Source organism: Streptomyces sp. NPDC002088 (genome assembly GCF_040296605.1).
GTDB lineage: Bacteria > Actinomycetota > Actinomycetes > Streptomycetales > Streptomycetaceae > Streptomyces.
Genome location: NZ_JBEOXO010000006.1, coordinates 101,949 through 128,309, shown reverse-complemented (window position 1 = coordinate 128,309; position 26,361 = coordinate 101,949). Strand labels below are relative to the sequence as shown.

The 26,361-nt window shown below is 68.3% G+C and carries 24 protein-coding genes and 1 tRNA gene; 21 read left to right on the top strand and 4 right to left on the bottom strand.

What is annotated here, in order from left to right; all coding sequences use genetic code 11:
• Positions 1-146 precede the first annotated feature (146 nt).
• The 13 genes from ABT114_RS14940 (at position 147) to ABT114_RS14880 (ending at position 14,107) form a co-directional block, all read left to right on the top strand.
• Positions 147-605 (top strand): GNAT family N-acetyltransferase, encoded by a 459-nt coding sequence (locus ABT114_RS14940; RefSeq protein ID WP_351142435.1) that lies wholly within the window; start codon positions 147-149, stop codon positions 603-605.
• A gap of 11 nt (positions 606-616) precedes the next feature.
• Positions 617-967 (top strand): chorismate mutase, encoded by a 351-nt coding sequence (locus tag ABT114_RS14935; protein ID WP_351142433.1) that lies wholly within the window; start codon positions 617-619, stop codon positions 965-967.
• Positions 968-1,109: 142 nt separating this feature from the next.
• Positions 1,110-1,655, top strand: a complete 546-nt coding sequence (locus tag ABT114_RS14930) for a response regulator (RefSeq protein WP_351142431.1) — start codon at positions 1,110-1,112, stop codon at positions 1,653-1,655.
• 56 nt (positions 1,656-1,711) lie between these two features.
• The gene (gene pepN / locus ABT114_RS14925; protein ID WP_351142429.1) at positions 1,712-4,195 is read left to right on the top strand and encodes an aminopeptidase N; all 2,484 of its coding nucleotides are present in this window, start codon (positions 1,712-1,714) and stop codon (positions 4,193-4,195) included.
• Positions 4,196-4,338: 143 nt separating this feature from the next.
• Positions 4,339-5,172 carry an NmrA family NAD(P)-binding protein gene (locus tag ABT114_RS14920; RefSeq protein ID WP_351142427.1) on the top strand — a complete coding sequence of 278 codons (834 nt, stop codon included), beginning with the start codon at positions 4,339-4,341 and terminating at the stop codon, positions 5,170-5,172.
• 238 nt (positions 5,173-5,410) lie between these two features.
• On the top strand, positions 5,411-6,769 hold the full coding sequence (locus ABT114_RS14915) for a pyridoxal phosphate-dependent decarboxylase family protein (protein ID WP_351142425.1): 1,359 nt from the start codon (positions 5,411-5,413) through the stop codon (positions 6,767-6,769).
• Positions 6,766-8,175 (top strand): lysine N(6)-hydroxylase/L-ornithine N(5)-oxygenase family protein, encoded by a 1,410-nt coding sequence (locus tag ABT114_RS14910; RefSeq protein ID WP_351142423.1) that lies wholly within the window; start codon positions 6,766-6,768, stop codon positions 8,173-8,175. Before ABT114_RS14915 ends, ABT114_RS14910 begins: the two co-directional genes overlap by 4 nt.
• 201 nt (positions 8,176-8,376) lie before the next feature.
• Positions 8,377-9,627 carry a protein phosphatase 2C domain-containing protein gene (locus tag ABT114_RS14905; protein WP_351142421.1) on the top strand — a complete coding sequence of 417 codons (1,251 nt, stop codon included), beginning with the start codon at positions 8,377-8,379 and terminating at the stop codon, positions 9,625-9,627.
• Positions 9,624-10,727 (top strand): hypothetical protein, encoded by a 1,104-nt coding sequence (locus ABT114_RS14900; protein WP_351142419.1) that lies wholly within the window; start codon positions 9,624-9,626, stop codon positions 10,725-10,727. The genes ABT114_RS14905 and ABT114_RS14900 overlap by 4 nt, the downstream gene beginning before the upstream one ends.
• 68 nt (positions 10,728-10,795) lie before the next feature.
• Positions 10,796-11,524 carry a vWA domain-containing protein gene (locus tag ABT114_RS14895; protein ID WP_351142417.1) on the top strand — a complete coding sequence of 243 codons (729 nt, stop codon included), beginning with the start codon at positions 10,796-10,798 and terminating at the stop codon, positions 11,522-11,524.
• A 5-nt stretch (positions 11,525-11,529) separates the two neighbouring features.
• Positions 11,530-11,955 (top strand): hypothetical protein, encoded by a 426-nt coding sequence (locus ABT114_RS14890; RefSeq protein ID WP_351142415.1) that lies wholly within the window; start codon positions 11,530-11,532, stop codon positions 11,953-11,955.
• A gap of 60 nt (positions 11,956-12,015) precedes the next feature.
• Complete coding sequence (locus ABT114_RS14885; protein WP_351142413.1) at positions 12,016-13,719, top strand: AbeC-like domain-containing protein; 1,704 nt, start codon at positions 12,016-12,018, stop codon at positions 13,717-13,719.
• 4 nt (positions 13,720-13,723) lie between these two features.
• Positions 13,724-14,107: a hypothetical protein gene (locus ABT114_RS14880; protein ID WP_351142411.1), complete on the top strand. Its 384-nt coding sequence runs from the start codon at positions 13,724-13,726 to the stop codon at positions 14,105-14,107.
• An 88-nt stretch (positions 14,108-14,195) separates the two neighbouring features.
• Here the strand turns inward: ABT114_RS14880 and ABT114_RS14875 are convergent, their stop codons facing one another.
• On the bottom strand, positions 14,196-16,001 hold the full coding sequence (locus ABT114_RS14875) for a bifunctional metallophosphatase/5'-nucleotidase (RefSeq protein ID WP_351142409.1): 1,806 nt from the start codon (positions 15,999-16,001) through the stop codon (positions 14,196-14,198).
• 149 nt (positions 16,002-16,150) lie between these two features.
• On the opposite strand from ABT114_RS14875, the gene ABT114_RS14870 reads away from it, so the two are divergent.
• The gene (locus tag ABT114_RS14870) at positions 16,151-16,873 is read left to right on the top strand and encodes an SIMPL domain-containing protein (RefSeq protein ID WP_351142407.1); all 723 of its coding nucleotides are present in this window, start codon (positions 16,151-16,153) and stop codon (positions 16,871-16,873) included.
• A gap of 139 nt (positions 16,874-17,012) precedes the next feature.
• Positions 17,013-18,449 carry a pyruvate kinase gene (pyk, locus tag ABT114_RS14865; RefSeq protein WP_351142404.1) on the top strand — a complete coding sequence of 479 codons (1,437 nt, stop codon included), beginning with the start codon at positions 17,013-17,015 and terminating at the stop codon, positions 18,447-18,449.
• A 196-nt stretch (positions 18,450-18,645) separates the two neighbouring features.
• Here the strand turns inward: pyk and ABT114_RS14860 are convergent.
• A tRNA-Leu gene (locus ABT114_RS14860) sits at positions 18,646-18,729 on the bottom strand.
• A gap of 94 nt (positions 18,730-18,823) precedes the next feature.
• Here ABT114_RS14860 and ABT114_RS14855 point away from each other — a divergent pair.
• Positions 18,824-19,486, top strand: coding sequence for an ANTAR domain-containing response regulator (locus tag ABT114_RS14855; protein ID WP_351142402.1), 663 nt, complete (start codon positions 18,824-18,826; stop codon positions 19,484-19,486).
• Positions 19,487-19,527: 41 nt separating this feature from the next.
• Here ABT114_RS14855 and ABT114_RS14850 read toward each other — a convergent pair whose 3' ends face one another.
• The gene (locus ABT114_RS14850; RefSeq protein ID WP_351142400.1) at positions 19,528-20,064 is read right to left on the bottom strand and encodes a hypothetical protein; all 537 of its coding nucleotides are present in this window, start codon (positions 20,062-20,064) and stop codon (positions 19,528-19,530) included.
• A 318-nt stretch (positions 20,065-20,382) separates the two neighbouring features.
• On the opposite strand from ABT114_RS14850, the gene ABT114_RS14845 reads away from it, so the two are divergent.
• From ABT114_RS14845 to ABT114_RS14825, 5 genes are all read left to right on the top strand, one after another.
• The gene (locus ABT114_RS14845) at positions 20,383-21,543 is read left to right on the top strand and encodes a branched-chain amino acid ABC transporter substrate-binding protein (protein WP_351142398.1); all 1,161 of its coding nucleotides are present in this window, start codon (positions 20,383-20,385) and stop codon (positions 21,541-21,543) included.
• 196 nt (positions 21,544-21,739) lie between these two features.
• A complete protein-coding gene (locus ABT114_RS14840) occupies positions 21,740-22,663 on the top strand; it encodes a branched-chain amino acid ABC transporter permease (protein WP_351142396.1) in 924 nt (307 codons plus the stop codon).
• Positions 22,660-24,030, top strand: a complete 1,371-nt coding sequence (locus ABT114_RS14835) for a branched-chain amino acid ABC transporter permease (protein WP_351142394.1) — start codon at positions 22,660-22,662, stop codon at positions 24,028-24,030. The genes ABT114_RS14840 and ABT114_RS14835 overlap by 4 nt, the downstream gene beginning before the upstream one ends.
• Entirely contained in the window at positions 24,030-24,938 is a 909-nt protein-coding gene (locus ABT114_RS14830) for an ABC transporter ATP-binding protein (protein WP_351142392.1), read from the top strand. Before ABT114_RS14835 ends, ABT114_RS14830 begins: the two co-directional genes overlap by 1 nt.
• A complete protein-coding gene (locus tag ABT114_RS14825; RefSeq protein ID WP_351142390.1) occupies positions 24,935-25,702 on the top strand; it encodes an ABC transporter ATP-binding protein in 768 nt (255 codons plus the stop codon). The genes ABT114_RS14830 and ABT114_RS14825 overlap by 4 nt, the downstream gene beginning before the upstream one ends.
• A gap of 180 nt (positions 25,703-25,882) precedes the next feature.
• Here the strand turns inward: ABT114_RS14825 and ABT114_RS14820 are convergent, their stop codons facing one another.
• Positions 25,883-26,353 (bottom strand): PaaI family thioesterase, encoded by a 471-nt coding sequence (locus ABT114_RS14820; protein ID WP_351142388.1) that lies wholly within the window; start codon positions 26,351-26,353, stop codon positions 25,883-25,885.
• Positions 26,354-26,361: the final 8 nt, after the last annotated feature.

The window sequence follows — 26,361 nt, the reverse complement described above, 5'->3', positions numbered from 1 at the left end:
CCTGAACCCGATTCCACTGTACGAGGATGCCCGCGGATTTCCCTGCCGGTTTCCCCTGCCCAATTTCTCCTGCCCGTTTCTCCTGCCGTTCTGCCCTCCCGGTTTTTCTTTCGCCGCGTTCCCCCCGCGGATGACAGACTCCCGCCGTGACCAGCGAAGAGATCTCCACCCCCACCCTGCGCGTGAGCGGCAAGGACGAAGCCCTCGAACAGCGCCTCGACGACGAGCTGACCGCCTTCAACGCCGAGGCGACCGGCGCCGGAGCGCCGCAACCGATGACCGTCGGCGTCACCGACACCGCGGGTGAGCTGGTCGGCGGGCTGACCGCGTGGATCTGGGGCAGCTGCTGCGCCGTGTCCATGCTGTGGGTGCGCGCGGACCAGCGGCACGCGGGCTGGGGCAGCCGGCTGATGAAGGCCGCCGAGGACGAGGCCGTACGGCGCGGCTGCGGCGAGATGATCGTCTCCTCCTTCACCTTCCAGGCCCCCGACTTCTACCGGGGCCTCGGCTTCCGTGAGACGGGCCGCACCGAGGGCATACCCGGCGGCCACCAGGACGTCCACTTGCACAAGGTCATCGGATCGTCAGCCGCGGGCGCCGCGTAGGGTGAACGCTCATGACCACCAGCAACACCACTACCGGTGACGTCGACCCCGCCGTCCGCGAGGAGCTCACCCGGCTGCGCGACAGCATCGACAACATCGACGCGGCCGTCGTCCACATGCTCGCCGAGCGCTTCAAGTGCACCCAGCAGGTCGGCCACCTCAAGGCCGCGCACCAGCTGCCGCCCGCCGACCAGGACCGCGAGGCACGGCAGATCGCCCGGCTGCGCGGCCTCGCCGAGAGCGCCAAGCTGGACCCGGCCTTCGCTGAGAAGTTCCTCAATTTCATCGTCGCCGAGGTGATCCGGCACCACGAACGCATCGCGGAGGCAGCAGCGAACGGCTCGCCGACGACGGCCGATTGACGTCGGTCGACGCCGCCGGGGAGTGACACGGGGACGCGTCCGGGGGCATGCTGCACCGTGCACTGTTCGTCAACCGACCTGCACCGAGTGTCAGCACCCCGGACGTAAGCTGGTGGTCCCACCGCGGGAGGGACGTCGGGCCATGCCGTCGGATGCCACGATCCTCATAGTCGACGACCACGAGGACACGCTGTACGCGCTGGAGAACGCCCTCGCCCCGCTCGGCTACCGGGTCAGCCGGGCCACCAGCGGCGACGAGGCGCTCAAGCAGGTGCTGCGCGGCCGGGTCGGCCTGCTCCTGCTCGACGTGCGCATGCCGGGCGTCAGCGGCCTGGAGGTCGTGCGCTACATGCGGCGCGTGGAGCAGACCCAGCACATACCCGTCGTCCTGCTCACCGGCTTCGGCCCCGACCACGAACTGACCTCCGCCGCCTTCGCGCTCGGCGTCGCCGACCTGGTCATGAAACCCGTCGACCCCTGGGCGCTGCGCACCAAGGTCCGCTACCTGTACGACGCCCACCAGCGCCGGCTCACCCTGGAGCGGGAGGTGCGCGAACTGCGCGCCCTGGTCAAGGACCACGGCGCGGCGGGGCAGCATCCGCCGCGACCTGCCCTGCCCCACCCGGACGCCCGCATTCCGTTCCAGCTGGACATACCGCGGGCGGCTCCGGCGCGAGAAGGCACATAGGGCGCGTACCGAACCGCCTCTGTGACTTGCCGGTGGCATCGGGCAGCATGTCGTTCATGTCCGTACTGACGCGCGACGAAGCGCAGACCCGTGCCCAGCTCCTTGACGTCCACCGTTACACGATCGAGCTCGATCTGACCACCGGCGACGAGACCTTCGGATCCGTGACCGTCATCAGGTTCACCGCGCGCTCGGACGCGGACACGTTCGTCGAGCTCAAGCCCGTCGAGCTGCGCTCCGCCACCCTCGACGGACAGCCCCTCGACCCCGAGACCCTCGACGGCAACCGGCTGCCCCTGAAGAACCTCACCGCGGGCGAGCACGAGCTGCGCCTCGACGCCGTCATGCGCTACTCCCGCACCGGCGAGGGCATGCACCGCTTCACCGACCCCACCGACGGCGAGACGTACCTCTACACACAGCTGTTCATGGAAGACGTGCAGCGCGTCTTCGCCGCCTTCGACCAGCCCGACCTCAAGGCCGTCTTCGACCTGTCGGTGCGGGCCCCCGAGGGCTGGACCGTCCTGGCCAACGGCGTCACCGACCACCTCGGCGACGGCCGCTGGCAGGCCGCACTCACCCCGCTGATCTCCACCTACCTCGTCGCCGTCGCCGCCGGACCCTGGCACTCCGTACGCACCGAGCACCGCGGCCTGCCCTTCGGCATCCACTGCCGCCGCTCCCTCGCGCCCCACCTCGACGCGGACGCCGAAGAAATCCTCCAGATCACCAGGCAGTGCTTCGACCGCTACCACGAGAAGTTCGAGGAGCCCTACCCCTTCGACTCCTACGACCAGGCTTTCGTCCCCGAGTTCAACGCGGGCGCCATGGAGAACCCGGGCCTGGTCACCTTCCGCGACGAGTTCGTCTACCGCTCCGCCGTCACCGACACCGAACGCCAGACCCGCGCCATGGTCATCGCCCACGAGATGGCCCACATGTGGTTCGGCGACCTCGTCACCCTCAGGTGGTGGGACGACATCTGGCTGAACGAGTCCTTCGCCGAGTACATGGGCTACCAGACCCTCACCGAAGCCACCCGCTTCACCGACACCTGGACCGACTTCGGCGTCGTCCGCAAGCCCTGGGGCTACGACGCCGACCAGCGCCCCTCCACCCACCCCGTCGCCCCCGAGGCCGTCGAGGACACCGCCTCCGCCCTCCTCAACTTCGACGGCATCTCCTACGCCAAGGGCGCCTCCGCCCTGCGCCAGCTGGTGGCCTGGCTCGGCGAGAAGGACTTCCTGGCCGGCATCAACACCCACTTCACCCGCCACCGGTTCGCCAACGCCACCCTCGCCGACTTCATCGACTCCCTCGCCGCCGCCACCGACCGCGACGTCCACGCCTGGGCCGACGCCTGGCTGCGCACCACCGGCGTCGACACGCTCACCCCCGCCGTCACCGCCGGCGCCGACGGCACCTGCACCCTGACCGTCGAGCACACCGGCAGCCGCCCGCACCGCATCGCCGTCGGCCTCTACGACCAGGACCTCACCGACCAGGGACGCCTCACCCTGCGCGGACGCCTCGACCTCGACGTCCCGCAGACCGGCCCGCAGCCCATCGGCAAACGCCCCGCGCTCCTGCTGCTCAACGACGGCGACCTGACCTACGCCAAGGTCCGCTTCGACCCCGAGTCCTTCGGAGCCGTCCGCGCCGGCCTGTCCGGCCTGCCCGAACCACTCACCCGCGCGGTCGTCTGGAACGCCCTGCGCGACTCCGTGCGCGACGGCGAGCTCCCGCCCTCCGCCTACCTGGAGGCCGCCCGCGCCCACCTCCCGTACGAGACCGACCTCGCCCTCGTACAGGGCGTGCTCGCCTTCGCCTCCGCCCACGTCGCCGACCGCTACCTGAAGCGCGAGGACCGCCCCGCCGCGCTCGCCACCCTCAGCGACCTGTGCCGCGACCTCATCCGCCGCACCGAGGACGGCGACAACCCCGGTCTGCGCCTGATCGCCGTACGCCACTTCATCGACGTCGCCGCCCAGCCGGACACCATCAGCGCCTGGTTCTCCGAGGGCACCGTCCCCGGCGGCCCCGATCTCGACCCCGAACTGCGCTGGCGCATCCTCGGCCGCCTCGCCGTCCTCGGCGCGATCGACGACGCCGTCATCGACGCCGAACTCGTCCAGGACCCCAGCGCCACCGGCCAGGAGGGCGCCGCCCGCTGCCGGGCCGCCCTGCCCGACCCGGAGGCCAAGCGCGCGGCATGGGAGGCGATGTTCGCCACCGACGACCTGTCCAACTACCTGTTCACCGCCACCGCCCAGGGCTTCTGGCAGCCCGAGCAGGCCGACCTGGTACGGCAGTACGTCCCGCGCTACTACCAGGACGCGGTCGCCGTCGCCGCCCGCCGCGGCCCCGCCATCGCCGAGGCCGCAGGCCGCTGGGCGTTCCCCGCCCACGCCGTCGACGCCGAGACCCTGCGCCTGGGCGAGGAGTGCCTGCGCGACGCCGACCCGATCCCGGCGCTGCGCCGCAAGCTCGTCGACCAACTCGACGACCTGTCACGGGCGTTGCGGGTCAGGGAAGCGTAGGACGACGGATGTAGGCAACGGCTGCGCCGCACCGACGATGCGGCGGGCCGATCGTCCTTGCCGGACTCGGCCCGACAAGGACGATCAGCCCCCGCGTCTGCGGCATGATCGGCCGGACAGTCCCCGCTTCCAGGAGGCCATCCATGATCGTGGTGACCGGTGCCACCGGCAACGTCGGCCGTGCCCTCGTCGAACGTCTCGTCGCCGCAGAGCGGCCCGTGCGGGCGCTGACCCGCGATCCGCAGCGGGCCGCTCTGCCGGCGCAGGCCGAGGTGGTGCGCTTCCGGCCGGACGACCCCACCGCCCTGTTCGCCGGGGCGACCAGGCTGTTCCTCTACATCCAGGCCGTCGGCGAGGGCACCGGCGGCCTCCTCGACGCGGCCCGTGCCGCCGGAGTGCGGCACGTCGTGCTGCTCTCCTCCGGGATCATCCAGGACGGCGCCGACGAGACCCACCCCATCCACGTCATGCACGCCACGGTGGAGCGGCAGATCCGCGACAGCGGCCTGGAGTGGACCTTCCTGCGCCCCAACGCGTTCTCGGCCAACGCCCTGCAGTGGGCCCCGCAGATCCGCGCCGGGAACACCGTCCGCGGTGTCTTCGCCGACGGCCTGACCGCACCCATCCACGAGGACGACATCGCAGCCGTGGCCGAACGCGCCCTCGTCGACGACGGCCACGAGGGCGCCGTCCACCGTCTCACCGGCCCCGAGGCGACCACCAACGCCGAACAGGTCGACGCGATCGGCCGGGCGATCGGCCGCGACCTCCGGTTCGTCGAGGTGCCGCCCGAGGGTGCGGGCCCCGAACTCTTCCCGGGCCTGCCGCCCCACATGGTCGCGGCCCTCGTGAAGACCTTCGCCGCCACCGTCGGCGTGCCTCCGGAGATCACCACCACCGTGGAAAGCCTCACCGGCATCCCGGCCCGCCCCTTCGCCCAGTGGGCCCGCGACCACGCGAACGACTTCAAGGGCTGACCCCAACACCCCCCAACACGTCCTCGCCGCGCGGGAATGCCCCCTTGCGGGCACGTCCTCCCCGCAGGGGAGTGCCCCCCTTGCGAACGTGTCGTCCCCGCACGACAGTGCCCCGTACGGGCGCGTCCTCCCCGCACGGGAGTGCCCCCTTGCGGGTCCGATCGTTGGGCTCTTCGGGCGCGCCCTCGCATCCGCGTACACGTGGAACTCCCCCTGCCCCGCGCCCCGGAGGAGCCCCATGAGCACCCCGCCGCTCGCCTCAGGACCCGAAGGACCCGGCACCCTGCGGCCACTGCTCGACACCGTGCTGGACGCGCTGCGCGACGGTCGCCGGGCGCGCGGCGGACCACTGCCCGCGGGCGGACCGCAGGCGGTCGCCGCACGCCTGCGGGCCGCCGCGGGGGACGTACTGCCCGACGACGGCGACCCCGACGCCCTGCGCGCCCTCGTACACGCCCTCGCCGAGGGCGCCGCCGACCCCGCCGACCCCCTGTGCGCCGCCCACCTGCACTGCCCGCCGCTCGCCGTCGCCACCGCCGCCGACCTCGCCGTGAGCGTCCTCAACCCCTCCCTGGACTCCTGGGACCAGGCACCGGCGGCATCCGAACTGGAGGCCCTCGTTTCGCGGGCCCTCGCGCAGTTGGCAGGTCTTGCGGACTCCCTGGTCACCACCGGCGGCACCGAAGCCAACCAGCTCGCTCTGCTCCTCGCCCGAGAAGCGCACGGCGGCAGCGTGCGGCTCGTGTGCGGAGCCAACGCCCACCACTCCCTGCCCCGCGCCGCCTGGCTGCTCGGACTGCCCGAACCCGTCGTCGTCCCCGCGCCCGCCGGCACCCTCGACCCCGCCGCCCTCGACGAGGCACTCACCGAGGTGGGCGGCCCGCTGCTCGTCGCCGCCACCGCCGGCACCACCGACGCCGGCCTCATCGACCCACTGCCCGAGATCGCCGCCCTGTGCGCCGCCCACCACGCCCGGCTGCACATCGACGCCGCCTACGGCGGAGGCCTCCTCTTCAGCGACCGGCACCGTGCCGCGCTCACCGGCCTCGAAGCCGCCCACACCGTCACCCTCGACCTGCACAAACTCGGCTGGCAGCCGGTCGCCGCCGGCCTCCTCGCCGTACGGGACACCCACGACCTCGCCGTACTGCACCAGCGTGCCGACTACCTCAACGCCGACGACGACACCGAAGCCGGCCTGCCCGACCTGCTCGGCCGCTCCCTGCGCACCACCCGCCGCCCCGACGTCCTGAAGATCGCCGTCACCCTCAAGGCCCTCGGCAGGACCGGAATCGGAGCCCTCGTCGACCAGGTCTGCGCCCGCGCCGCCGAACTCGCCGAACTCCTCGACGCCCACCCCCGCTTCGAGCTCTACGACCGCCCCACGATCAGCACGGTCCTCTTCCGGCCCACCGAAGCCACCGACGACACCGTCGCCGACGTACGGCGACGACTGCTGCACGAGGGCCGCGCCGTCCTCGGCCGGGCCCGCCTCGACGGCCGGCTCTGGCTCAAGGCCACCCTCCTCAACCCCCACATCCGGCCGGACGACCTGGCCGGGCTCCTGAAACTCGTGGAAGGAACCACCCCCAGATGACCAACCCCCCACGCCACGAGCCCGAAACCCCCCGCGACCTGGTCGGCATCGGCATCGGTCCCTTCAACCTCTCCCTCGCCGCACTCGCCCAACCGCTCGCCGAACTCGACGCCGTCTTCTACGAACAGCGCCCCGGCTTCGACTGGCACCCCGGCCTGCTCATCGACGGCGCCACCATCCAGGTCCCCTTCCTCGCCGACCTGGTGACCCTCGCCGACCCCGCCAGCACCTGGACCTTCCTGAACTACCTCAGGGCCCGCGACCGGCTCTTCCCCTTCTACTTCGCCGAGCGCTTCCACATCCAGCGCGCCGAGTACGACGCCTACTGCCGATGGGTCGCCGAGAGCCTCCCCGGACTGCACTTCCGCCACCAGGTCGACGCCGTCCGCTGGAACCCCGAACACGACGTCTTCGAGGTCGACTTCACCCAGCTCGACACCGACGGCGAAACCGAGGCCCTCGGCCGCGCCCACACCCGCAACATCGTCCTCGGCGTCGGCACCGAGCCCTACGTCCCCGACCCCCTCAAGCCCCTCGTCGACGCCCCCGGGGTCCCCGTCGTCCACGCCGCCGACTACCTCGCCCACCGCGAGACCTTCCTCGCCGCCGAACACGTCACCGTCGTCGGCTCCGGACAGTCCGGCGCCGAGGTCTTCCTCGACCTGCTGCGCCACCGCCCGCCCGGCCGCGACCGGATCCACTGGATCAGCCGCACCGAGGCCTTCGCGCCCATGGAGTACTCCAAGCTCGGCCTGGAGCACTTCACCCCCGACTACACCCGTTACTTCCACGCCCTCGCCGAATCCGCCCGCGACCGGCTCCTCAGCTCCCAGTGGCAGCTCCACAAGGGCATCGACACCGACACCATCGCCGCCATCCACGACGAGCTCTACCGCCGCACCCTGCACGGCGGCTGGCCCGAAGCCGTCCTCACCCCCGGCGTCAGCGTCCGCACGGCCGGCCGCATCGCCACCACCAAAATCGAACTCCACCTGGAACACGTCCAGCAGGACACCCGTTGCCGCCTGACCACCGACGCCGTCGTCCTCGCCACCGGCCACCGCGAACGCCCCCTGGACCGCATCCTCGCCGGCCTCGAACCGTACCTGCGCCGCGACAGCCGTGACCGGCCCCGCATCGACGAACAGTTCCGGCTCGTCCTCGACCCGGCCGTCACCGGCTCCGCGTACGTCCAGAACGCCGAACTGCACACCCATGGCGTGGGCGCCCCCGACCTCGGCCTCGCCGCCTGGCGCAGCGCCACCATCCTCAACTCCCTCACCGGGAAGGAGACGTACCCGCTGCCGACCCGAACCGCCTTCACCACCTTCGGACTCGAAACACCACCGCAGATCCCGCAGACCCGGCCGCCGGGGACCCTCACCCCCCTCGTCGAAGGACGCTGACGAAAACCCGCGACAGCGGAAGAGAACGGCACTTCAACGCCGGCGACGGCCTGCACGTCAACGACGCCGGCGCGAAAGCCATTGCCGACGCCGTGGACGTGTCCCTGCTGGGACTCCAGAGCCGCCTTGGGCCTGAAAAGGATTCGTGACAATGTTTCCTTATCTCTCCCTACCATCTGGCCGCACTGTTACCGTCTCGGCATGTCGCTGCAACGGGGGCGTCTGATCTGGGCGATGTGCATCTTCGGGGGAATTTTCCTCGTGATCTATTTCCCAGCGGACGATCATTTCTTTCGCATGGTGATCGACTTATTGGTGCTGATGGCCACGGCAATCCTGTCCCTGGAGATGCGTACGTGGGCACAAGCATCGGCGGGAGTTCCGGCGCCACTCCCGACGCCCCCGGACGTTCCACCATCGGCGCCCCTCGTGGTGGACGGGCGGCACCTGCCTCCCCCCACCAGCCCCACGCACGTCTCCCGGGCCGTGGCCGCCGCGCCGGTCACGGCGCACGTCACGACCGTGCCCCGCTTCGGCGCGGGCTCCAAGGCCCAGCGCTTCCCCTGGCTGCTGCCGGTACGGCCGACGGCCGCTTCCGGCGTCGCCGCCGACGAGGCACAACTGGGCGACCTCGCCGTGCGGGCCGCCTCGATCGTCGGCCCCGGACACCGCTGCCAGGAGCCCGCCGCCGCCCGCCAGGACGCCTACCGCATGACACGGGACGCCACCGGCGACCACCTGCTGCTGGCCGTGGCCGACGGGGTCTCCAGCAGCGCCCACGCCGAACTCGGGGCCGCCGTGGCGGCGAGCACCGCCATCAACCACCTCAGACGCCGACTCGACGAGCCGGACGGAGCGGCACGACTGTCCGCGGCCGAACTCTTCGAGGAAAGCGCCACGGCGATGCTGCGGGAGGCGGAGCGACGTGGGCTGGAAGCCTCCGACGTGTGCGCGGTCCTGTTCATCGCGGTCATCCCCACCCGGCCCACCGCCCCGACCGGCGAGCGCACCATGTGGGCCGCCTGGCTCGGTGACGCGTCCCTGTGGCGCCTCGACGAAGAGCGCTGGCGCTACGCCGCCGGCGACCGCAAAGGGACGACGGCCGGCTACGACTCCAACGCCGTCACCCACACCCTCCCCGCCGACCCGCACGCCGCCCGCCAGACCACGCTCGCCCTGCGCCCCGGCGACGTGGTGTCACTCGTCTCCGACGGAGTGGGCGACGGCCTGGCCGCCATCGAAGAACTCAACGCCTACCTCGCGGACCACTGGAAACTGCCGCTGCCCGTCGCCTCGTACCTGAATGACGTCGGCTTCGACGCCGAACGGTTCCTGGACGACCGTACGGCGGTCACCGTCTGGGTCGACCCCGACACCAGGTCGCGGCCACCCGCTCACGCCACCGCCCCGGCCGCCGAGCGGCCCGGCAGCCAGGACAGGTGGTCGCGATGACCGCCAACCCGTCGGCGTGGACCCAGCCGCCGGTCACCTCGCTCGCCGCACTGGGCGCACTCGGCGAACAGATCGCCACGAACAACGGCCAGAGCTCCGAGGTGACCCGACTCACCGGCCACCACACCGGCCCCGACCTGCTGTTCAAGCGCTACAAGAAACCACTGGACGACACGGACGCGCTCCGCCTGGACAAGCTCGTCGCCTTCGGCCGCTCCGACGCCGCCGCCGGACGCCCCGCCCGCGAAGTGCTGCTCAGCCGCACCTCCTGGCCGGTCGCCCGCGTCACCGACGACAACTCCGCCACCGTCGGCTGCCTCATCCCCATGGCACCCGACTCCTTCCGCTCACCCGGCGGCGGATTCCGGGAGATCGACACCCTGGCCCGCCCCGACGCCAGGCTGGCCCGGGACGGCACCCCGCCGACGCCCGAACAGCGGATCACCGCCTGCCGCTGCCTCGTCGGCATCGCCGCCGCACTGGAGCAGCGCAAACTCGTCTACTCCGACTGGAACTACGCCAACGCCTTCTGGAACCCGGCCGACTACACCGTCCACCTCATCGACATGGACGGCTGCGCCCAGGGCACCGGCGCCGACATCTACCAGCCCGGCTGGGACGACCCACTGGCCCGGCAGGGCATGCCCGCCGACCTGTGCACCGACCGCTACCGCGTCGCGCTGCTGACCGCCCGCTGCCTGACCGGCACCCGCAACCTCGCGGCAGTCCTGCACACCCTCGCCGACCCGCCGCCCGGCGTCCCGGGCGGGGTGGCCGAACTGCTGCTCGACATGCTCTGGGCCCGGGACCGCGAAAGCAGGCCCCGCAGCTCGGCACTGCTCGCCGCACTGCACGACGGGCCCGTCGTGCAGTTCACCGTCGAGCGCTCCCCGCTGCCCGACCGGCCCGCGGCCCCCCGCAGCGACACGGCACAGCCACGGCAGTCCGCCATCACCAAGCCCGCCGGATCCGCCGCATCCGACACATCCGCCGGTTCGCCCGAGCCCCCGAAGCAGGACTCCCTGGACCCTGCCATCGGCTGGGCCCTCGTGATCCTGGTCGTCGCGTTGCTCGTGATCGCCGTAGCCATCGCTGCCTGAAGCCTCCGCCAGGCCGCGCTCCGAAAAGAACGCCACACCTGAATTCGAAGAGCAGAAGAGGAACGCACATGAGCTCTCACGACGACGCCGCGCCCGCCCAGGACATCAGCCCATACAGCCTGCGGCAGAAATGCCTGCCGACCTATCTCGTGATCGACGCGTCCACTTCGATGCAGCCGCACCAGGACACCCTCAACCGAACCCTGGCGCAGCTGCACGCGACCATTTCCGAGAGCCCCCGAGTCTCGGAATTCGCACACATGTCCCTGATCGCATTTTCCACGGACGCACACCTGATCATCGAAATGACCGACCTCGACCGAATCCAGGCAATGCCGCAAGTCGTGTGCAACGGAACCACGAACTACTCCGCAGCCTTCGACCTCGTACGCACCCGCATCGAAACGGACGTGGACGACCTACGCAACATGGGCATGGCCGTGCTACGCCCCGTCATGTTCCTCCTCACCGACGGCGCCCCCACCGACAAGGGCTGGCACGACGCGTTCCGGCGCCTGGTCGACCGCTCCTGGCACCGATACCCGCACGTCATCAGCTACGGCTTCGGCGCCGCCAACCCCGACGTGCTCGGCAAGGTCGCCACCAAGGCCGCCTTCCTCGCCGACTCGGGCGTCGACCAGGACCACGCCCTGCTGGAAGCCCTCGGCAGCCTCCTCAACTCACTCGTCGCCTCCTCCCGGGCAGGCGAGATGCAGATCCCGCGCTCCGCACCCGGATTCACCGAACAGCCGGTCAGCCAGGAGTACTTGACCGTGTCGGCGGAGTACATGGACTGATCGCCGTGCCCACCCGCCACACACTCCGGCCGCACAGCCGACTCCTGCTCACCGCCACGGCCCTGGTGGCAGCAGCAGCCCTGCTGCGCATCGTGTCGCCGGACGGCCAGGCCGACGCAGGACCCGGACCCAACCACGGGCCGTCCCACAGCACCACCCCCACCAAGTCCCCGCACCCCTCACGGCACACCGCCCGCGAACAGCCCCGCAGCACCACACCCACCGGCTCCGAGAACGACCCGAAGCCCGGCGACTCCGCGAACGACTCAACGCCCGACGACTCCGAGAACACCCCGTCGTCCATCCGCTCCGAGAACACCCGGACACCCACCGACTCCGAGAACGCCCCGACCCCCGGCACGTCACCGCCCATCCCGCAGCACACCCAGGACGACAAGCCACCCGGACACCCAACGGCGTCCACAACGTGACCCGACCCACCCCACCCACCCCACCGCACGCTCCCGCGTGCCGAGCAGAGACAGCCGACCATGACACCTACGACCCTCCAGTGCCCGCACTGCGGAGCCGCCAACGACCGTAACTACACCACCTGCGGCCAGTGCGGCACCGTACGCGTCTTCAACCCGCTCGCCCCCGCCGGCGGGACCCCGACCACCACCTCGACACAGCCCCACCACACCTCACCGCCCACCACCGCCGCGCACCCCACCATCCCCGCACCAACGACACCCACGGCCACTCCCTCGGCCGCCCTGGCGCCCCGCTTCGCGCGCGACGTCACCCGCTACCTGTGCACCGCCGTCCACACCGACACCCAGTTCGCCCGCAGAGCCGTCGAGCAGATCCTGGAGGAACCGCGCCGAGCCGTCGCCTCCTCACCGGGCGTCGACCTCGCCTGCGTACTCCGGCACGCCCTGGCCGCCCGCGGCCGCCAGGTCCGCCGGGACGTCATCCTCACCCTGCTCCTCCTGGCCATGGTGATCTTGATGGCCGCCACCGGCGACCTGGCCCTGCCCCTGATCCTCGGCCTCCTCGTGGCCTGGATCATCGTCGCCGCCGAATCCCTCACGGTCCACTACGGTGTCGTCTCCGGCCAGCTCAAACGAGAAAACTTCACCCCCGACCAAGCCCCCCAACCACTCACACCCGAAAACCGACGACGCATCGACGCCATCGAGAAACGAGACCGGGGCAACGTCGTCGTCTTCTCGCCCTACACACCCTTCATCGGCTACGGACGAGCCACGAACACCTGGTCGTTCGCCCTCGACACCTCGCGATCCCAGCAGGGCGAGCAGGTCATCCCCTTCACCGTCCACCAGCTCAACGACTACCTCGCCGCCCAGGTCGGCGACCTCAAACTGCCCGGCGTCCACGTCGAGAACCTCCTCCTGGTCAACGGCGCGGACCTGCTCTACGGCGTCGACGACCGCACCCGGGCCGAAGTGCTGCCCGACACCGACGGACCACCCAAGGAGAGAGTCTCACCGGACCTCCTGCACGAGCTGCGCGAGGACGGCAAAGGCCGTGCCCGCCCCTACCTGGCCATCCGGGTCACCGGCTGGAGCGGCGAACTCGCCGCCACCCTCTTCCTGCGATGCGCACTGCTGTCCGACCACAAAATGCTCTTCATCGAGGGCAGCAGCTCCCTCCTCGCCCCCGTCCGCGAGCGGTACCGCATCGCCGACCAGCTCCTCGGATCACCCACATTCCGCCAGTGGTGGAACCTCGTGGGCGCCGCCGCGCTCCGCGCGCCGGGACTGCTCGTCAGATCACCCTCCTCAGTGATCGCAGGCCTTTTCGCGCCGCTCACCGAACACCGCAAACAACGCCGCCAGGCACGGGAGATCCGCCACCGCACCTTCAACTACGGAGCGTCCTTCAGCATCAGGGACGCCGCGAGTGACCACCTCTACTACCGCTACTTCCAGGAACTCGACCGGGAGCTGTACGCCAAAACGGTCGAACACCGGGTACTGGACGCACTGGTGGAGTTCATCGAGGACCACAACATCGACTCCAGCGACCTGGTACAGCGGCAGACCACCATCTACAACAACGGCCTGTACGCCGGCGGAAACATGACACTCAACGACTCCGCCGTCGGCACCGGCGGCAGCATCGCCGGCATCTTCAGGCGCGGCCAGACCGCCGGCACTCCCGTGTCGCCGGGACGCACCGGCCCACCCGCCGCCACCCCGCCCGCCGCCAAGAGCAACCGAGGAAGGTGACGCCATGTCAGAGACAAACGGCGGGACCAGCAACAGCGGCATCTACGCGGGCGGAGACGTCCACATCGACAGCAGCGCCGTCGCCCTCAACCACTCGACGGCGACCACAGGTACCCCGGCCGAAGCCGACCGCGACGCCGCCATCGCCGAACTGCGCGCCGCAGCACGTCTGTTGCTCGAACAACTCCGCCGCGACCAGGACCAGTACGAAGACGGCGCGGAACTCGTCGACGCCGCCGAACACGTCGAAGCGGAACTCACCCGCGACGAGCCCCGCCGCACCACCCTGCTGCGCTGGCTCGGCTTCATCGCCCCCGCGGTCGAAGCCACAGCCGGGATCGCCGGAAACGTCGCCGCCATCCAGAACACCGTGACCAGCCTGCTCTGACACCACACGGGCGGTGCGGGACCCGACACCCCGCACCGCCCGGCACCGCACGAGAAGACGGCCTCAACAGACGGCCTCAACAGGCAGCTCAGAAGACCGGCGTGCCGTTCCGCGTCAGCTCCCAGTCCACCGACGCGAAGTCCTTCGGGTCCAGGACCCCCTTCGCAGTCACCCACTCCGAGATCCGCGTACGAATCTCCGTCGACTCCGACCACAACTCGGTCGCCGAGGCCACATACGGGAACGCCCCGCCACCATTGGCACGATAGTTGTTCACCGCAAGCACGAACTGCTGCGCATCGTCCAGCGCCGCACCGTTGTACGTCAGATTCTTGATCCGCGAACCCGCCGCCTGAGCGATGTCGATCTCGTACGCCAGACCCGACACATAGTCGTAGTTGTAGTCCGGACGGCCACCCGCGTTCGTCAGCTTCTCCGTGTCGACCACCGCATCCGCGGCCGTCTGCACGAAGTACTCCGCCGAGTACTCCAGGTACGCCCGCACCTGCGCACCCGTCATCAACTTCGCGACCAGCGTGTTGTCGTACACATACAGGCTCGACAGATCCCGGATCGTCACGTTGCCCGCCGGGATCTCCGACGTCCGCGAGAACGGCGAAGCCTGCGCGATCACCGGCACCGAGGCATAGGACGTGCCCGCCAGGGCCGCCTTCACCACATCCTCCTGCACCTTGGTGATCAAGTCGATGATCGGCGCGTCCTTGTAACGGGCGTCGACCGTCGTCAGAGTGTCCGTCGCGGTGCCCACGACCTGATTGACGTACTCGACGACCTTCGCGTGCTCGTCGCTCAGCAGCTTGGTGATCTTCGGGTCGTCCGCGACCGAGTTCGAGTTCAGAACCGACGCCGCCACCGACTCGACCACCCACCGGCCCTTCTGGAAGACCAGCTCCACATCGAACAGCGACAGCCGCTCCGCGAACGCCAACGGCTCCGACAACACCACCGTCCTGCCGGTCTTCTCGTTGACGACCTTCAGCTCCGGGATCTCCAGGTGCGCGTGCCCCACGAGGATCGCGTCGATGTCCGGCACCTGCTGCGCCACCAACGCCGCCGAGTTCTCGACGTACGGCAGCTGGTCACCGTACGACGACGTGCCGGAGGAACCCGAGTGCGCCGACACGATCACCACGTCCGCACCCAGCGACTTCAGCTTCGGCACCCACTTCGCCGCCTGCTCCTCCAGACCCGGGAACGCCAGCTTGCCCTGCACATACGCCTTGTCCCAGATCGCGATGCCCGGGTTGGTCAGACCGAGCACGGCGACCTTCACCGGCGGGGCACCCGGCACGTGGAACTTCTTGATGAAGTAGGGCGGGAAGGCCGGCTTCAGCGTCTTCGCGTCCACGGCGTTGGCACCCAGCAGCGGGAAGTCGAGCTGATCCTCGAACTTACGCAGCGTCTCGATGCCGTAGTTGAACTCGTGGTTGCCCAGCGCCGCCGCGTCATAGCCGATCGCGTTCATCGCCTGCGCCATCGGATGCACCGGACCACCCTTGGCGGTGATCGGATCGACCTTCGCGTAGTAGTACGTCAGCGGCGTGCCCTGGATCGTGTCGCCCGCGTCCAGCAGCAGCGTGTTGCAGCGGCCCTTGTCCTCGCGGACCTGGTTCACCAGCGTCGAGATACGAGCCAGCCCCTGCGCGTTGCCCTTGGCGTCCGTGTACTCCGCGTCCTTGAAGTAGTCCCAGTTGAAGACGTGCCCGTGCAGGTCGGTCGTGCCCATCACCGTCAGCGAGTACCGCTTCACCGGCGTGGCCGGCTTCTTCGCCTCCGCGGCCTCGGCCGCCGGAGCCGCCGCGGCACCGGCGATCGCCACCCCCGCCCCGGTCGCGGCGGACTTCTTCAGGAACTTCCGACGGTTCAACGGCATGTCTGGTTCTCCTCGGGGAACGGTCAACAACGCGCGTAGATTCTGACCCGTCCATGACGGACGGCGACAGGTCCGGCAGGTTTCGATCTGGTGACTTGGCCGGTCACTTCAGGCCCCCCAATCCGTCAACTGGTGACAGAGTTGGGCGTATGACCTCCCCCTCAGTCCCCGACGCCCAGCCACCCGCCGTCCCCTACGGAACCCCCGACGCCCCACGCATCGCCGTCCGCGGGGAGGCCCGCCTCGAGGTCGACCCCGAGCTCGCCCGGATCATCGTGACGGTCAGCGCACGCGGCAAGGACAGACGCTCCGCCCTCGACGACCTCACCCGCCGCAACACAACCGTCCTCGACCTCGTCAAGACATACGGAGAAACAGTCGAACGCCTCGAAACCGGCGCCTTCTCCATCACCCCAGAACTCACCAAACACGGCCGCGGCGAACGCATCCGCACCTACCACGGCACCGTCTACGTCACCGCCGAACTCACCGACTTCACCGCACTCGGCGAACTCATCACACGCCTCGCCGACCTCGACCTCACCAGCGTCAACGGCCCCTGGTGGGCCCTGCGCCCCGACTCACCGGCACACCGCGAAGTACGCCAGAAGGCGGTACGGGAAGCGGTCCAGCGCGCCCGCGAGTACGCGGAAGCACTCGGGACCTCACTCGCCGCACTCGTGGAACTCGCCGACATCGGCGCGGAAAACGCCCCGCCTGCGTACCCGCAAGCCCCCGGCCGCATGCGATCCATGGCCTACGCCGGAGCCGCCGAGGACACCGCCGCGGCACCCCTGGACCTCGAACCCCAACGCCAACGCCTCCACGCACAGGTCAACGCCCGCTTCACGATGACCCCGCCCCGACTGTAAGCGACATTCAACCGATGAAACGCTCATCGGAGCGCACCACCGCACAATTCAACAGTTGTCAATAGCCCTTCACACAAAGGTTGTTGAGTAGTCATGCAGCGCCAATTCTCTACCCACCGGTAAGCCCTAGGCTCGAAACATGCGCCGAGCCAAAATCGTCTGCACCCTGGGCCCCGCCACCGACTCGTACGACCAGATCAAAGCCCTGGTCGACGCCGGAATGGACGTCGCCCGCCTCAACCTCAGCCACGGCGAATACGCCGAACACGAGGAGCGCTACCAACGCGTACGCAAGGCCTCCGACGAAACCGGCCACAGCGTCGGCCTCCTCGCCGACCTTCAGGGCCCGAAGATCCGACTCGGCCACTTCACGGAAGGCCCCGTACTCCTTGAACGCGGGGATGCTTTCACGATCACCGTCGAGGAGGGCGTCGAAGGCGACCGCCACACCTGCGGTACGACGTACGCCGGCCTGGCGAAGGACGTGACGTCCGGGGAGTGCATCCTCGTGGACGACGGCAAGGTCTGCCTGGAGGTCACGGAGGTCGACGGCCCGCGTGTCCACACGCGCGTGGTGGAGGGAGGCGTGATCTCCGACCACAAGGGCCTCAACCTGCCAGGGGTCGCGGTATCGGTCCCCGCCCTCTCCAAGAAGGACGAGGCGGACCTGCGCTGGGCGCTCCGCACCGGCTTCGACGTCATCGCCCTCTCCTTCGTCCGGAGCGGCAAGGACATCGAGGACGTCCACCGGATCATGGACGAGGAGGGTCGCCGCATCCCCGTCATCGCCAAGGTGGAGAAGCCTCAGGCGGTGGAGAACATCGACGACATCGTCGCGGCGTTCGACGGGATCATGGTCGCGCGGGGCGACCTGGGCGTCGAGATGCCCCTGGAACAGGTCCCGATCGTCCAGAAGCGCGCGATCAAGCTGGCGAAGCGCAACGCCAAGCCGGTGATCGTCGCGACGCAGATGCTCGACTCGATGATCGAGAACTCGCGTCCGACCCGAGCCGAGGCCTCGGACGTGGCCAACGCGGTCATCGACGGCACCGACGCGGTGATGCTGTCCGGCGAGACGAGCGTGGGCAAGTATCCGGTGGCGACGGTCCGCACGATGGCGAAGATCGTGGAAGCGGCGGAGGAGGACATCCTGGCGAAGGGCCTCCCGCCGCTGACGGAACGCAACAAGCCCCGCACCCAGGGCGGCGCGGTCGCTCGCGCGGCAGCGGAGATCGGCGACTTCCTCGGCGCGAAGTTCCTGGTCGCCTTCACCCAGTCCGGCGACACGGCCCGCCGCCTCTCCCGCTACCGCTCCCCGATCCCCCTCCTGGCCTTCACCCCGGAGCCGGCCACGCGGTCGCAGCTGAACCTGACGTGGGGCGTGGAGACGTTCCTCGGCCCGCACGTCGAGTCGACGGACGCGATGGTCGACCAGGTGGACGAGCTGCTGCTGAAGTACGGGCGGTGTCAGAAGGGGGATGTGGTCGTGATTACGGCGGGGTCGCCTCCGGGGATGCCGGGGTCCACGAACCTGGTCCGGGTGCACCATGTCGGGGAGGACGACAGTCCCAAGTAGGGGTCAGTACTTGGGCTGTGTTTCCCTGAGCACTCGCTGCGTTTCGCGCGTTCCGTGTGCCACTGCGCAGCAGCGTGAGGGCCTTCTGTCGCACTTCTGTGCCGTGGAAGTTCAATTGGCCACCCTGTGTCACTCATCGTGACGGAGTGCAGCAAAAAGCGGATGTTCACGAGAACGTGAGCATCCGCTTTTCCGGTGCCGGGTATGGGATTCGAACCCACACGTCCTTTCGGACAGAGGTGTTTGAGACCTCCGCGTCAACCAGTTGCGCCAACCCGGCTTGAGTGCTGCTGGGAGTGTACCCGGTGACCAATGGTTGCATCAGCTAGGTAGGCTCTTGTCAGCAGCACCCCTGCCCTGAACGAGGAGCCTTCGTGACCGCCCCCGAGTCGCCCCAGCCCGTAGACGCGCCCGACGACGACAAGTCGCACGTGCCTCCGCTGACGACCCGTGTCGTCATCGCCGAGGACGAGGCCCTGATCCGGCTCGATCTCAAAGAGATGCTGGAGGAGGAGGGGTACGCCGTCGTCGGTGAGGCCGGTGACGGTGAGCGGGCCGTTGAGCTCGCCCGTGAGCACCAGCCGGACCTGGTGATTCTCGACGTGAAGATGCCCAAGCTGGACGGCATCTCGGCGGCGGAGAAGATCGCCGAGGAGCGGATCGCGCCGGTGCTCATGCTGACCGCGTTCTCGCAGCGCGACCTCGTGGAGCGGGCTCGGGACGCCGGTGCGATGGCGTACCTGGTGAAGCCGTTCAGTAAGAGTGATGTCGTGCCGGCGATCGAGATGGCCGTGTCGCGCTTCACGGAGCTGAAGGAGCTGGAGCGGGAGGTCGCCGACCTCTCGCAGCGTCTGGAGACGCGGAAGCTGGTGGACCGGGCGAAGTCGATCCTGCAGACGGAGTACGGGCTGACGGAGCCCGCCGCGTTCCGGTGGATCCAGAAGACGTCCATGGATCGCCGTATGTCCATGCAGCAGGTGGCCGAGGCGGTCATTCTGGACGCGGACGAGAAGAAGGCTGCGAAGAGCGGCGAATAGCGGCGACGAGCGGCGTGTGGCGTGCGGCGTGTGCTGCGTGCCTATGCGGAGCCCTCGGCCCAGTCTCGCTCGGGGAGCGGGATGGTGGCTGGGGGCTCTTCTTCGTTTGCCCGGACGCGGAGGTTGGTGGGCCGGGTGTTCTTGGGTAGGTCGAACCAGAGGTCGTAGGTGATCTGGCCGTGTGCGGCGACCTCGGTTTCGAGGGGTTGGCGTTTGATCTGGGTGGCTTCGCGGTCGAGGGGGAGGGTGCGGCCGTTGTCGAGGGTGAGTCGGTGGAGGTTGTTGTCGATTTCGCCGAAGACGGAGTCCTGGGAGGTCACGGTGATGCGGACGCGGCAGAGTCGGCCTTTGGCCCAGTGTTCGGCGTGGGTGCCGACGACGGTGATGATGCCGCAGCGTAGGCCGATGGTGTCGAAGGTGAGGTTGCCGCTGCGTACTGCTGGGGTGTCGGGGTTGATCTCCAGGGGGCGGAGGTCGGCTGGTGGGGTGGGTTTCGGCCAGAGTGCAGCTGCTGTGCCGGTGGTGGCTGCGATTCCGGCGGTGAGGCCGATGAGGCCGCTGAGCAGTCTGTTGTTCATGTCGCGGTCCTCCTTTGTGGCGTTTGGGCTCTCTGTCCCTCTGTTCCGGGCCTGTTGGCCGTTGGCTGTGAGGGGCCTGTGCGAGTTGTCTGGATCTTGAGGTTCGCGGTGTACATGTCCGGTTTCCGGTAAGGGGCGTTCTGTTTCCGACGCATGACCGAGGTCACAGGGCGATCACACATCCTGTGGTCACCTATCGGAGGGGCCGGGAGCCTGATTACATTCCCCGCACACCGCGCGGGTAATGCGGTGTCCTGTGAGGGGTCTGCCAACTTCCCTCATTGTCTAGGTCGTTCGGGCGGCTCCAGGGGGTCCCTAATGCTCAACAAAACCATCGTCAAGCTCGCAATTCCGCTGGCGGCGGGTGCCCTGGCGTTGACCGGGTGCAGCAGTGACTCCGGCAGTGACGGAGACACTTACAAGATCGCTTTCCAGGGTCCGCTCTCGGGTGACAACGTCGCTCTGGGCGAGAACATGCAGAACGGCGTGAAGCTTGCCATCAAGGAGGCGAACGCCAAGGGCGACCTGGACAAGAAGCTGGAGTACGTGGCCGCTGACGACCAGGGTCTGCCGGACAAGGCGCCGACGGCCGCGCAGAAGGTCATCGACGACGAGAGTGTCGTCGCGGTGGTGGGTCCGGCGTTCTCGGGTCCGACGAACACGTCGTCTCCGCTGTACGCGGAGTCGGGTCTGGTGACGGTGTCGCCTTCGGCGACCAACCCGCTGCTGACGGACCCGAAGAACAAGTTCACGAGCTTCCTGCGGGGTGTCCCGAACGACAACATGCAGGGTGCGGCCATGGCGACGTACTACGCCAAGAAGCTGCAGGCCAAGAAGGTCTACCTGATCGACGACAAGACCGACTACGGCGTGGGTCTGGCGGGTGTCGCGGAGAAGGGACTGAAGGAGGCCGGTATCACGGTCGTCAAGAAGTCCGTGCCGCAGAAGACGCCGGACTACTCGGCGACGGCGAAGGATGTCGTCAACTCCAAGGCTGACGCGCTGATCTACGCCGGCTACTACCAGGATCTGGCGCCGTTCGCGAAGAAGCTGAAGGAAGCGGGCTACACGGGCGCGGGTATCTCGGGTGACGGTTCGAACGACGCGAAGTTCGTCGAGCTGGCCGGCAGTGCGGCGGAGAACTGGTACTTGACCTGCCCGTGCACCGACGCCACGGTCGAGGCGGGTACGAAGGCGTTCGCGGCGGACTACCAGAAGGAGTTCAACCGGGCTCCGGGTACGTACTCCGCTGAGGCGTACGACATCACCAACATGATCATTGAGCAGATCAAGGGTCTGAAGGGTGACGTTCAGCGTGAGGCGCTGCGTGACGCGCTGGCGAAGGCGTCCTACAAGGGTCTGACGAAGACCTTCTCGTTCGATGAGAACGGTGAGTTCAAGGGTACGGACGTGTACCTGTACCAGGTCAAGAACGGCAAGATCGTGTACCAGGGCAACGTCAACGACCTGATTGGCTGACGTCGGCGCTTGATCGGCTGATGCCGTGCGACAGGGGGCTGGGAGACGCTAGTTCTCCTGGCCCCCTGTCTGCGAGGTGGGTTCGACAGCCGTGTCTGATCCCCCATGTTCGTCTGATCCCCCATGTTCCGCCGCGGGCCGCTTCTGTCGCCATGAGCGCGGTGGTCCGCTCGGCTCCCACAAGGAAGACAGCTTCATGTCCCTTCAGGAATTCTGGGACTATCTCGTCCTAGGGGTGATGCTCGGCTCGCTGTACGCCGTCATCGCCATCGGCTACACGCTGGTGTACGGCGTGCTGCAGCTGATCAACTTCGCGCACAGCGAGGTGTTCATGCTGGGCGCCTACGGCAGTCTCATCGTCCTTCAGCTCGTGGATCCGGGGAGCAGTCCTTCGGCTCTGGCCTCGGTCGGCTTCGTCGCTCTCGCGATGGTGGGGTCCGCGCTGTTCGGCGGTGTGACGGCGTACGGTCTGGAGAAGGTTGCGTACCGGCCGTTGCGCAGACGTGGCGCTCCGAGGCTGATCTTCTTGATCACCGCTATCGGTGCTTCGTTCTTCCTTTACAACCTGGCCGGCAAGCTGTTCGGGCGTGATCCGATGACGCTGCCGGAGATGTACGACAACCACAACGTGTTCAGCGTGTTCGGTGCGGGCGTGAACATCACTCAGCTGCTGCAGTTCGCGACGGCCGTGGTGATGATGATCGCTCTCGACCTGGTGGTGAACCGGACCAAGCTGGGCAAGGGCATCCGGGCGGTCGCGCAGGACGCCGAGGTGGCCGGTCTGATGGGTGTGGACATCGACAAGGTGATCTCCCGCACGTTCATCATCGGTGGTGTGCTGGGTGGTGTGGCGGGGTTCTTGTTCGCCAACCTGAATCAGGTTTCGTACACGATGGGTTTCATTCCCGGTATCACGGCGTTCGCGGCGGCTGTCGTGGGTGGTATCGGCAATATCCGTGGGGCGATGGCGGGCGGCATTCTGATCGGCATCGTGGAGACGATGACGGTGCCGCTGCTCGGTGACGAGTGGCGGAGTGTGTCCGCGATGGTGGTGCTGATTCTGGTGCTGATGTTCCGTCCGATGGGCATCCTCGGTGAGCGTGTGGGGAGGGCGGCATGAGTGCGGTGGACACGTCGGAGAAGCTGACTCCCTCTGCGGCGAGCAGGCTGCGTCGTCGGGCCTGGTATCAGCAGGAGCGGTTCACCCGGTTGTGGGCGATGGTGGCGCTGGGTGTGCTGCTGGCTCTGATGACGGGTGAGCAGGGCAATACGCGTGACATCTTCTTCTCGGTCAAGGGCACTTTCACCGGCGGTAACTTGTGGGTGTGCCTGGCGATCACGGTCGGTGTGTGGGCGCTGCGGGAGTTCGCGGCGGACGCGGTCCGGGGTGTCGCGGCTAAGGCGAAGTCGGGTGTGGGCGGCCCGGTCGGTGCTGTGCAGGCGCGTTTTCAGGCGGACAAGCGGCTGCGCTGGGGTCTGATCCTGCTCGTCCTCGTGCTGGCGCTGACGATTCCGTCGGGTCTGGCGCGGCAGTGGCAGACGTTGCTGGTCGACCAGATCGCGATCTTTGCGCTGCTTGCGATCGGCCTGAATGTGGTGATCGGCTGGGCTGGTCTGCTGGACCTGGGGTTCTTCGCCTTCTTCGCGGTGGGCGCGTACTCGACGGCGTACTGGACAGGGCATCTGCCGGTGCAGCCTCCGGTGGTTCTGAACAACTTCTGGGTGATTCCCATCGCGGTGGTGACCTGTCTGCTCACGGGTCTGCTGCTGGGTGCTCCGACGCTGCGGCTGCGGGGTGACTATCTGGCGATTGTGACCCTGGGTTTCCACGAGATCATCTATCTGGTCGCGAAGAACGCGGACGGGATCACGGGTGGTCCGCAGGGTGCCCGGTTGATTCCTGACTTTTCGGTCGATTTCGCGGGGATCAAGTACGAGTGGTCGATCAAGCCGCTGCCGTACTGGTATTTGCTGGTCTTCTTCATCGTGCTGGTGATCGTGTTGTTCTCGCGGCTTGAGAACTCGCGGGTGGGTCGGGCGTGGACGGCGATCCGTGAGGACGAGATCGCTGCCGCGGCGAACGGTGTGGACACGGTGCGGTTCAAGCTGATGGCGTTTGCGATCGGTGCGTCGACCTCGGGTGTCGCGGGTGTGATCTTCACGAGTAAGTACGGGTACATCAACCCTGAGGTGTTTCCGCTGCTGCAGTCGATTCTGATCCTGGCGTACGTCATCTTCGGTGGCATGGGGTCGATTCCGGGCGTGCTCGCGGGTGCGGCGGTGCTGGTGTGGCTGCCGGAGGCGCTGAAGGACTATGTGGATCCGTCCGACCGGTACATGTACCTGGGCGCGCTGCTTGTGATCATGATGATTTACCGGCCGCAGGGCATCTGGCCTTCCCGTCGTCGGCAGCGTGAGCTGAAGATGGCGGAGGAGGGTATCGGCGATGCGGATGCGATGTCCGAGCCGGCGGGAGGCAAGTTCTGATGACCACCGATGTGACGAGCGACCCGACTGAGGCTGTGGGGCCTGCGTCGGATGACGCGGAGTTGGTGCTGCAGACTTCGGATGTGACCCTGAGGTTCGGTGGTCTGGTGTGTCTGGACCATGTGGATCTGAAGATGCGCCGGGGAGAGATCCTCGCGGTGATCGGTCCGAACGGTGCGGGCAAGACGTCGCTGTTCAACTCCCTTACGGGGGCGTATACGCCGCAGGAGGGGCGTATCGTCTTCCGTCCGAAGGACGGCGGTGAGAAGTCGCTGCTGGGGAGCAAGCCGCACATTGTGAACCGGTTGGGTCTGGCGCGTACGTTCCAGAACATCCGGTTGTTCTCGGCGCTGACGGCGCTGGAGAACGTGAAGATCGCGGCGGAGACCCGGCTGAAGGCGGGTCCGGTTGCGATCATGCTGGGGTTGCCGAGGGCGCGTCGGGCGGAGCGGCTGAGCGATGAGCGGGCGCACCGTCTGCTGAAGTTCGTGGGGCTTGAGAGCAAGCTCAACGAGATTGCGGGCAGTCTGAGTTACGGCGATCAGCGCAGTCTGGAGATCGCGCGGGCGTTGGCGACGGATCCGCAGGTGTTGCTGCTGGATGAGCCGGCTGCCGGTACCAACCCGACGGAGAAGCTGGAGTTGGAGCAGCTGATCCGCCGGATCAACGATGAGCTGGGCGTGAGTGTGCTGCTGATCGAGCACGACATGCGGCTGGTGATGTCGGTGGCGGACCGGGTGATGGTCCTCAACTTCGGCAAGAAGATCGCCGAGGGGACGCCGAGTGAGGTGCAGCAGCATCCGGCGGTGATCGAGGCGTACCTCGGCTCTTCGGCGGAGGGCGCCGAGGAGGTCCAGAACATCATCGCCGAGCAGCAGTCGGCGTCGGACGAGGAGAGCAGCCAGTGAGCGCGACGACGGAGCTGCACAAGGAGTCGGGCGGTGTCGGCGGTTCGGGTGGCACGCTGCTTGAGCTGGTGGGCCTGCGGGTGTTCTATGGCGCGATCGAAGCGATCAAGGGCATCGATCTGACGGTGCGTGAGGGCGAGATCGTGGCCCTGCTCGGTGGCAACGGCGCGGGCAAGACGACGACGCTGCGTACTGTTTCGGGCATGCTGCGGCCTCGCCATGGTGAGGTGCGGCTGCACGGGGAGCGTATCGACGGAATCAAGTCGCACGAGCTGGTGCACTTCGGGATCGGGCATGTGCCTGAGGGGCGACGGGTGTTCGCGACGATGTCGGTGCGCGAGAACCTGGAGATGGGTGCGTACCGCTTCAAGGCGGTGGACTCTGCCGACATCGACCGGGTGTTCACGCTCTTTCCGCGGTTGGCTGAGCGGCGTGGGCAGATGGCGGGCACGCTGTCGGGCGGTGAGCAGCAGATGCTGGCGATCGGCCGTGCTCTGATGGGCAAGCCGGAGCTGCTGTTGCTGGATGAGCCGTCGATGGGTCTGGCTCCGCTGATCGTGCAGCAGATCTTCGACATCGTGCAGGAGATCAATCAGCAGGGCACCACGGTGCTGCTGGTGGAGCAGAACGCCACGCAGGCGCTGGCTCTTGCGCATCGTGGTTATGTGCTGGAGACCGGTTCGGTGGCGATGTCGGGTGATGCTCGGGAGCTGCTGGCCGACTCGCGGATCCGGGCGGCGTATCTCGGTGAGGGCGCGGCCTGACGGCTGGTTCGAGCGTGGAGTGGGGGGTTGGTGTCGCAGCAGGTGTGCTGCGACACCAGCCCCCTGAGTCGTATGCGGTGGCGGTTCTGCCTGGCGGCCGAGAAGAACTCCTGGCGTGCCGGTTGAGGGAGGTGTTTCCGCTCCGGTGTCGTGCGTTGCGTACGGCACCGGAGCGTGCTGTCAGCCTGAAGTGGTCGTCGCTGCGTCTCGCAGCAGGCAGGTCAGGCGGGCGGTGCACACGCGCTTGCCGTCCTCGTCGGAGATGACGATCTCGTACGTTGCCGTGGTGCGCCCGCGGTGGACGGGGGTGGCCACGCCGGTGACCAGCCCGGAGCGGACTCCGCGGTGGTGGGTGCAGTTGAGGTCGACGCCGACGGCGATCTTGGTGCTGCCGCCGTGGAGCATGGAGCCGACGGAGCCGAGGGTCTCGGCGAGGACGGCGGAGGCGCCGCCGTGCAGGAGGCCGTAGGGCTGGGTGTTGCCCTCGACGGGCATGGTGCCGACGACGCGCTCGGCGGACGCCTCGACGATCTGGACGCCCATGCGGGTGCCGAGGTGACCGGCGGAGAACAGGGCGGGCAGGTCGACGCCGAGCGCGGCGTACTCGTCGATGACCTCTTGCGGGAACTTCACGTGCTGCTGCTCGCCCATGGGGCCCG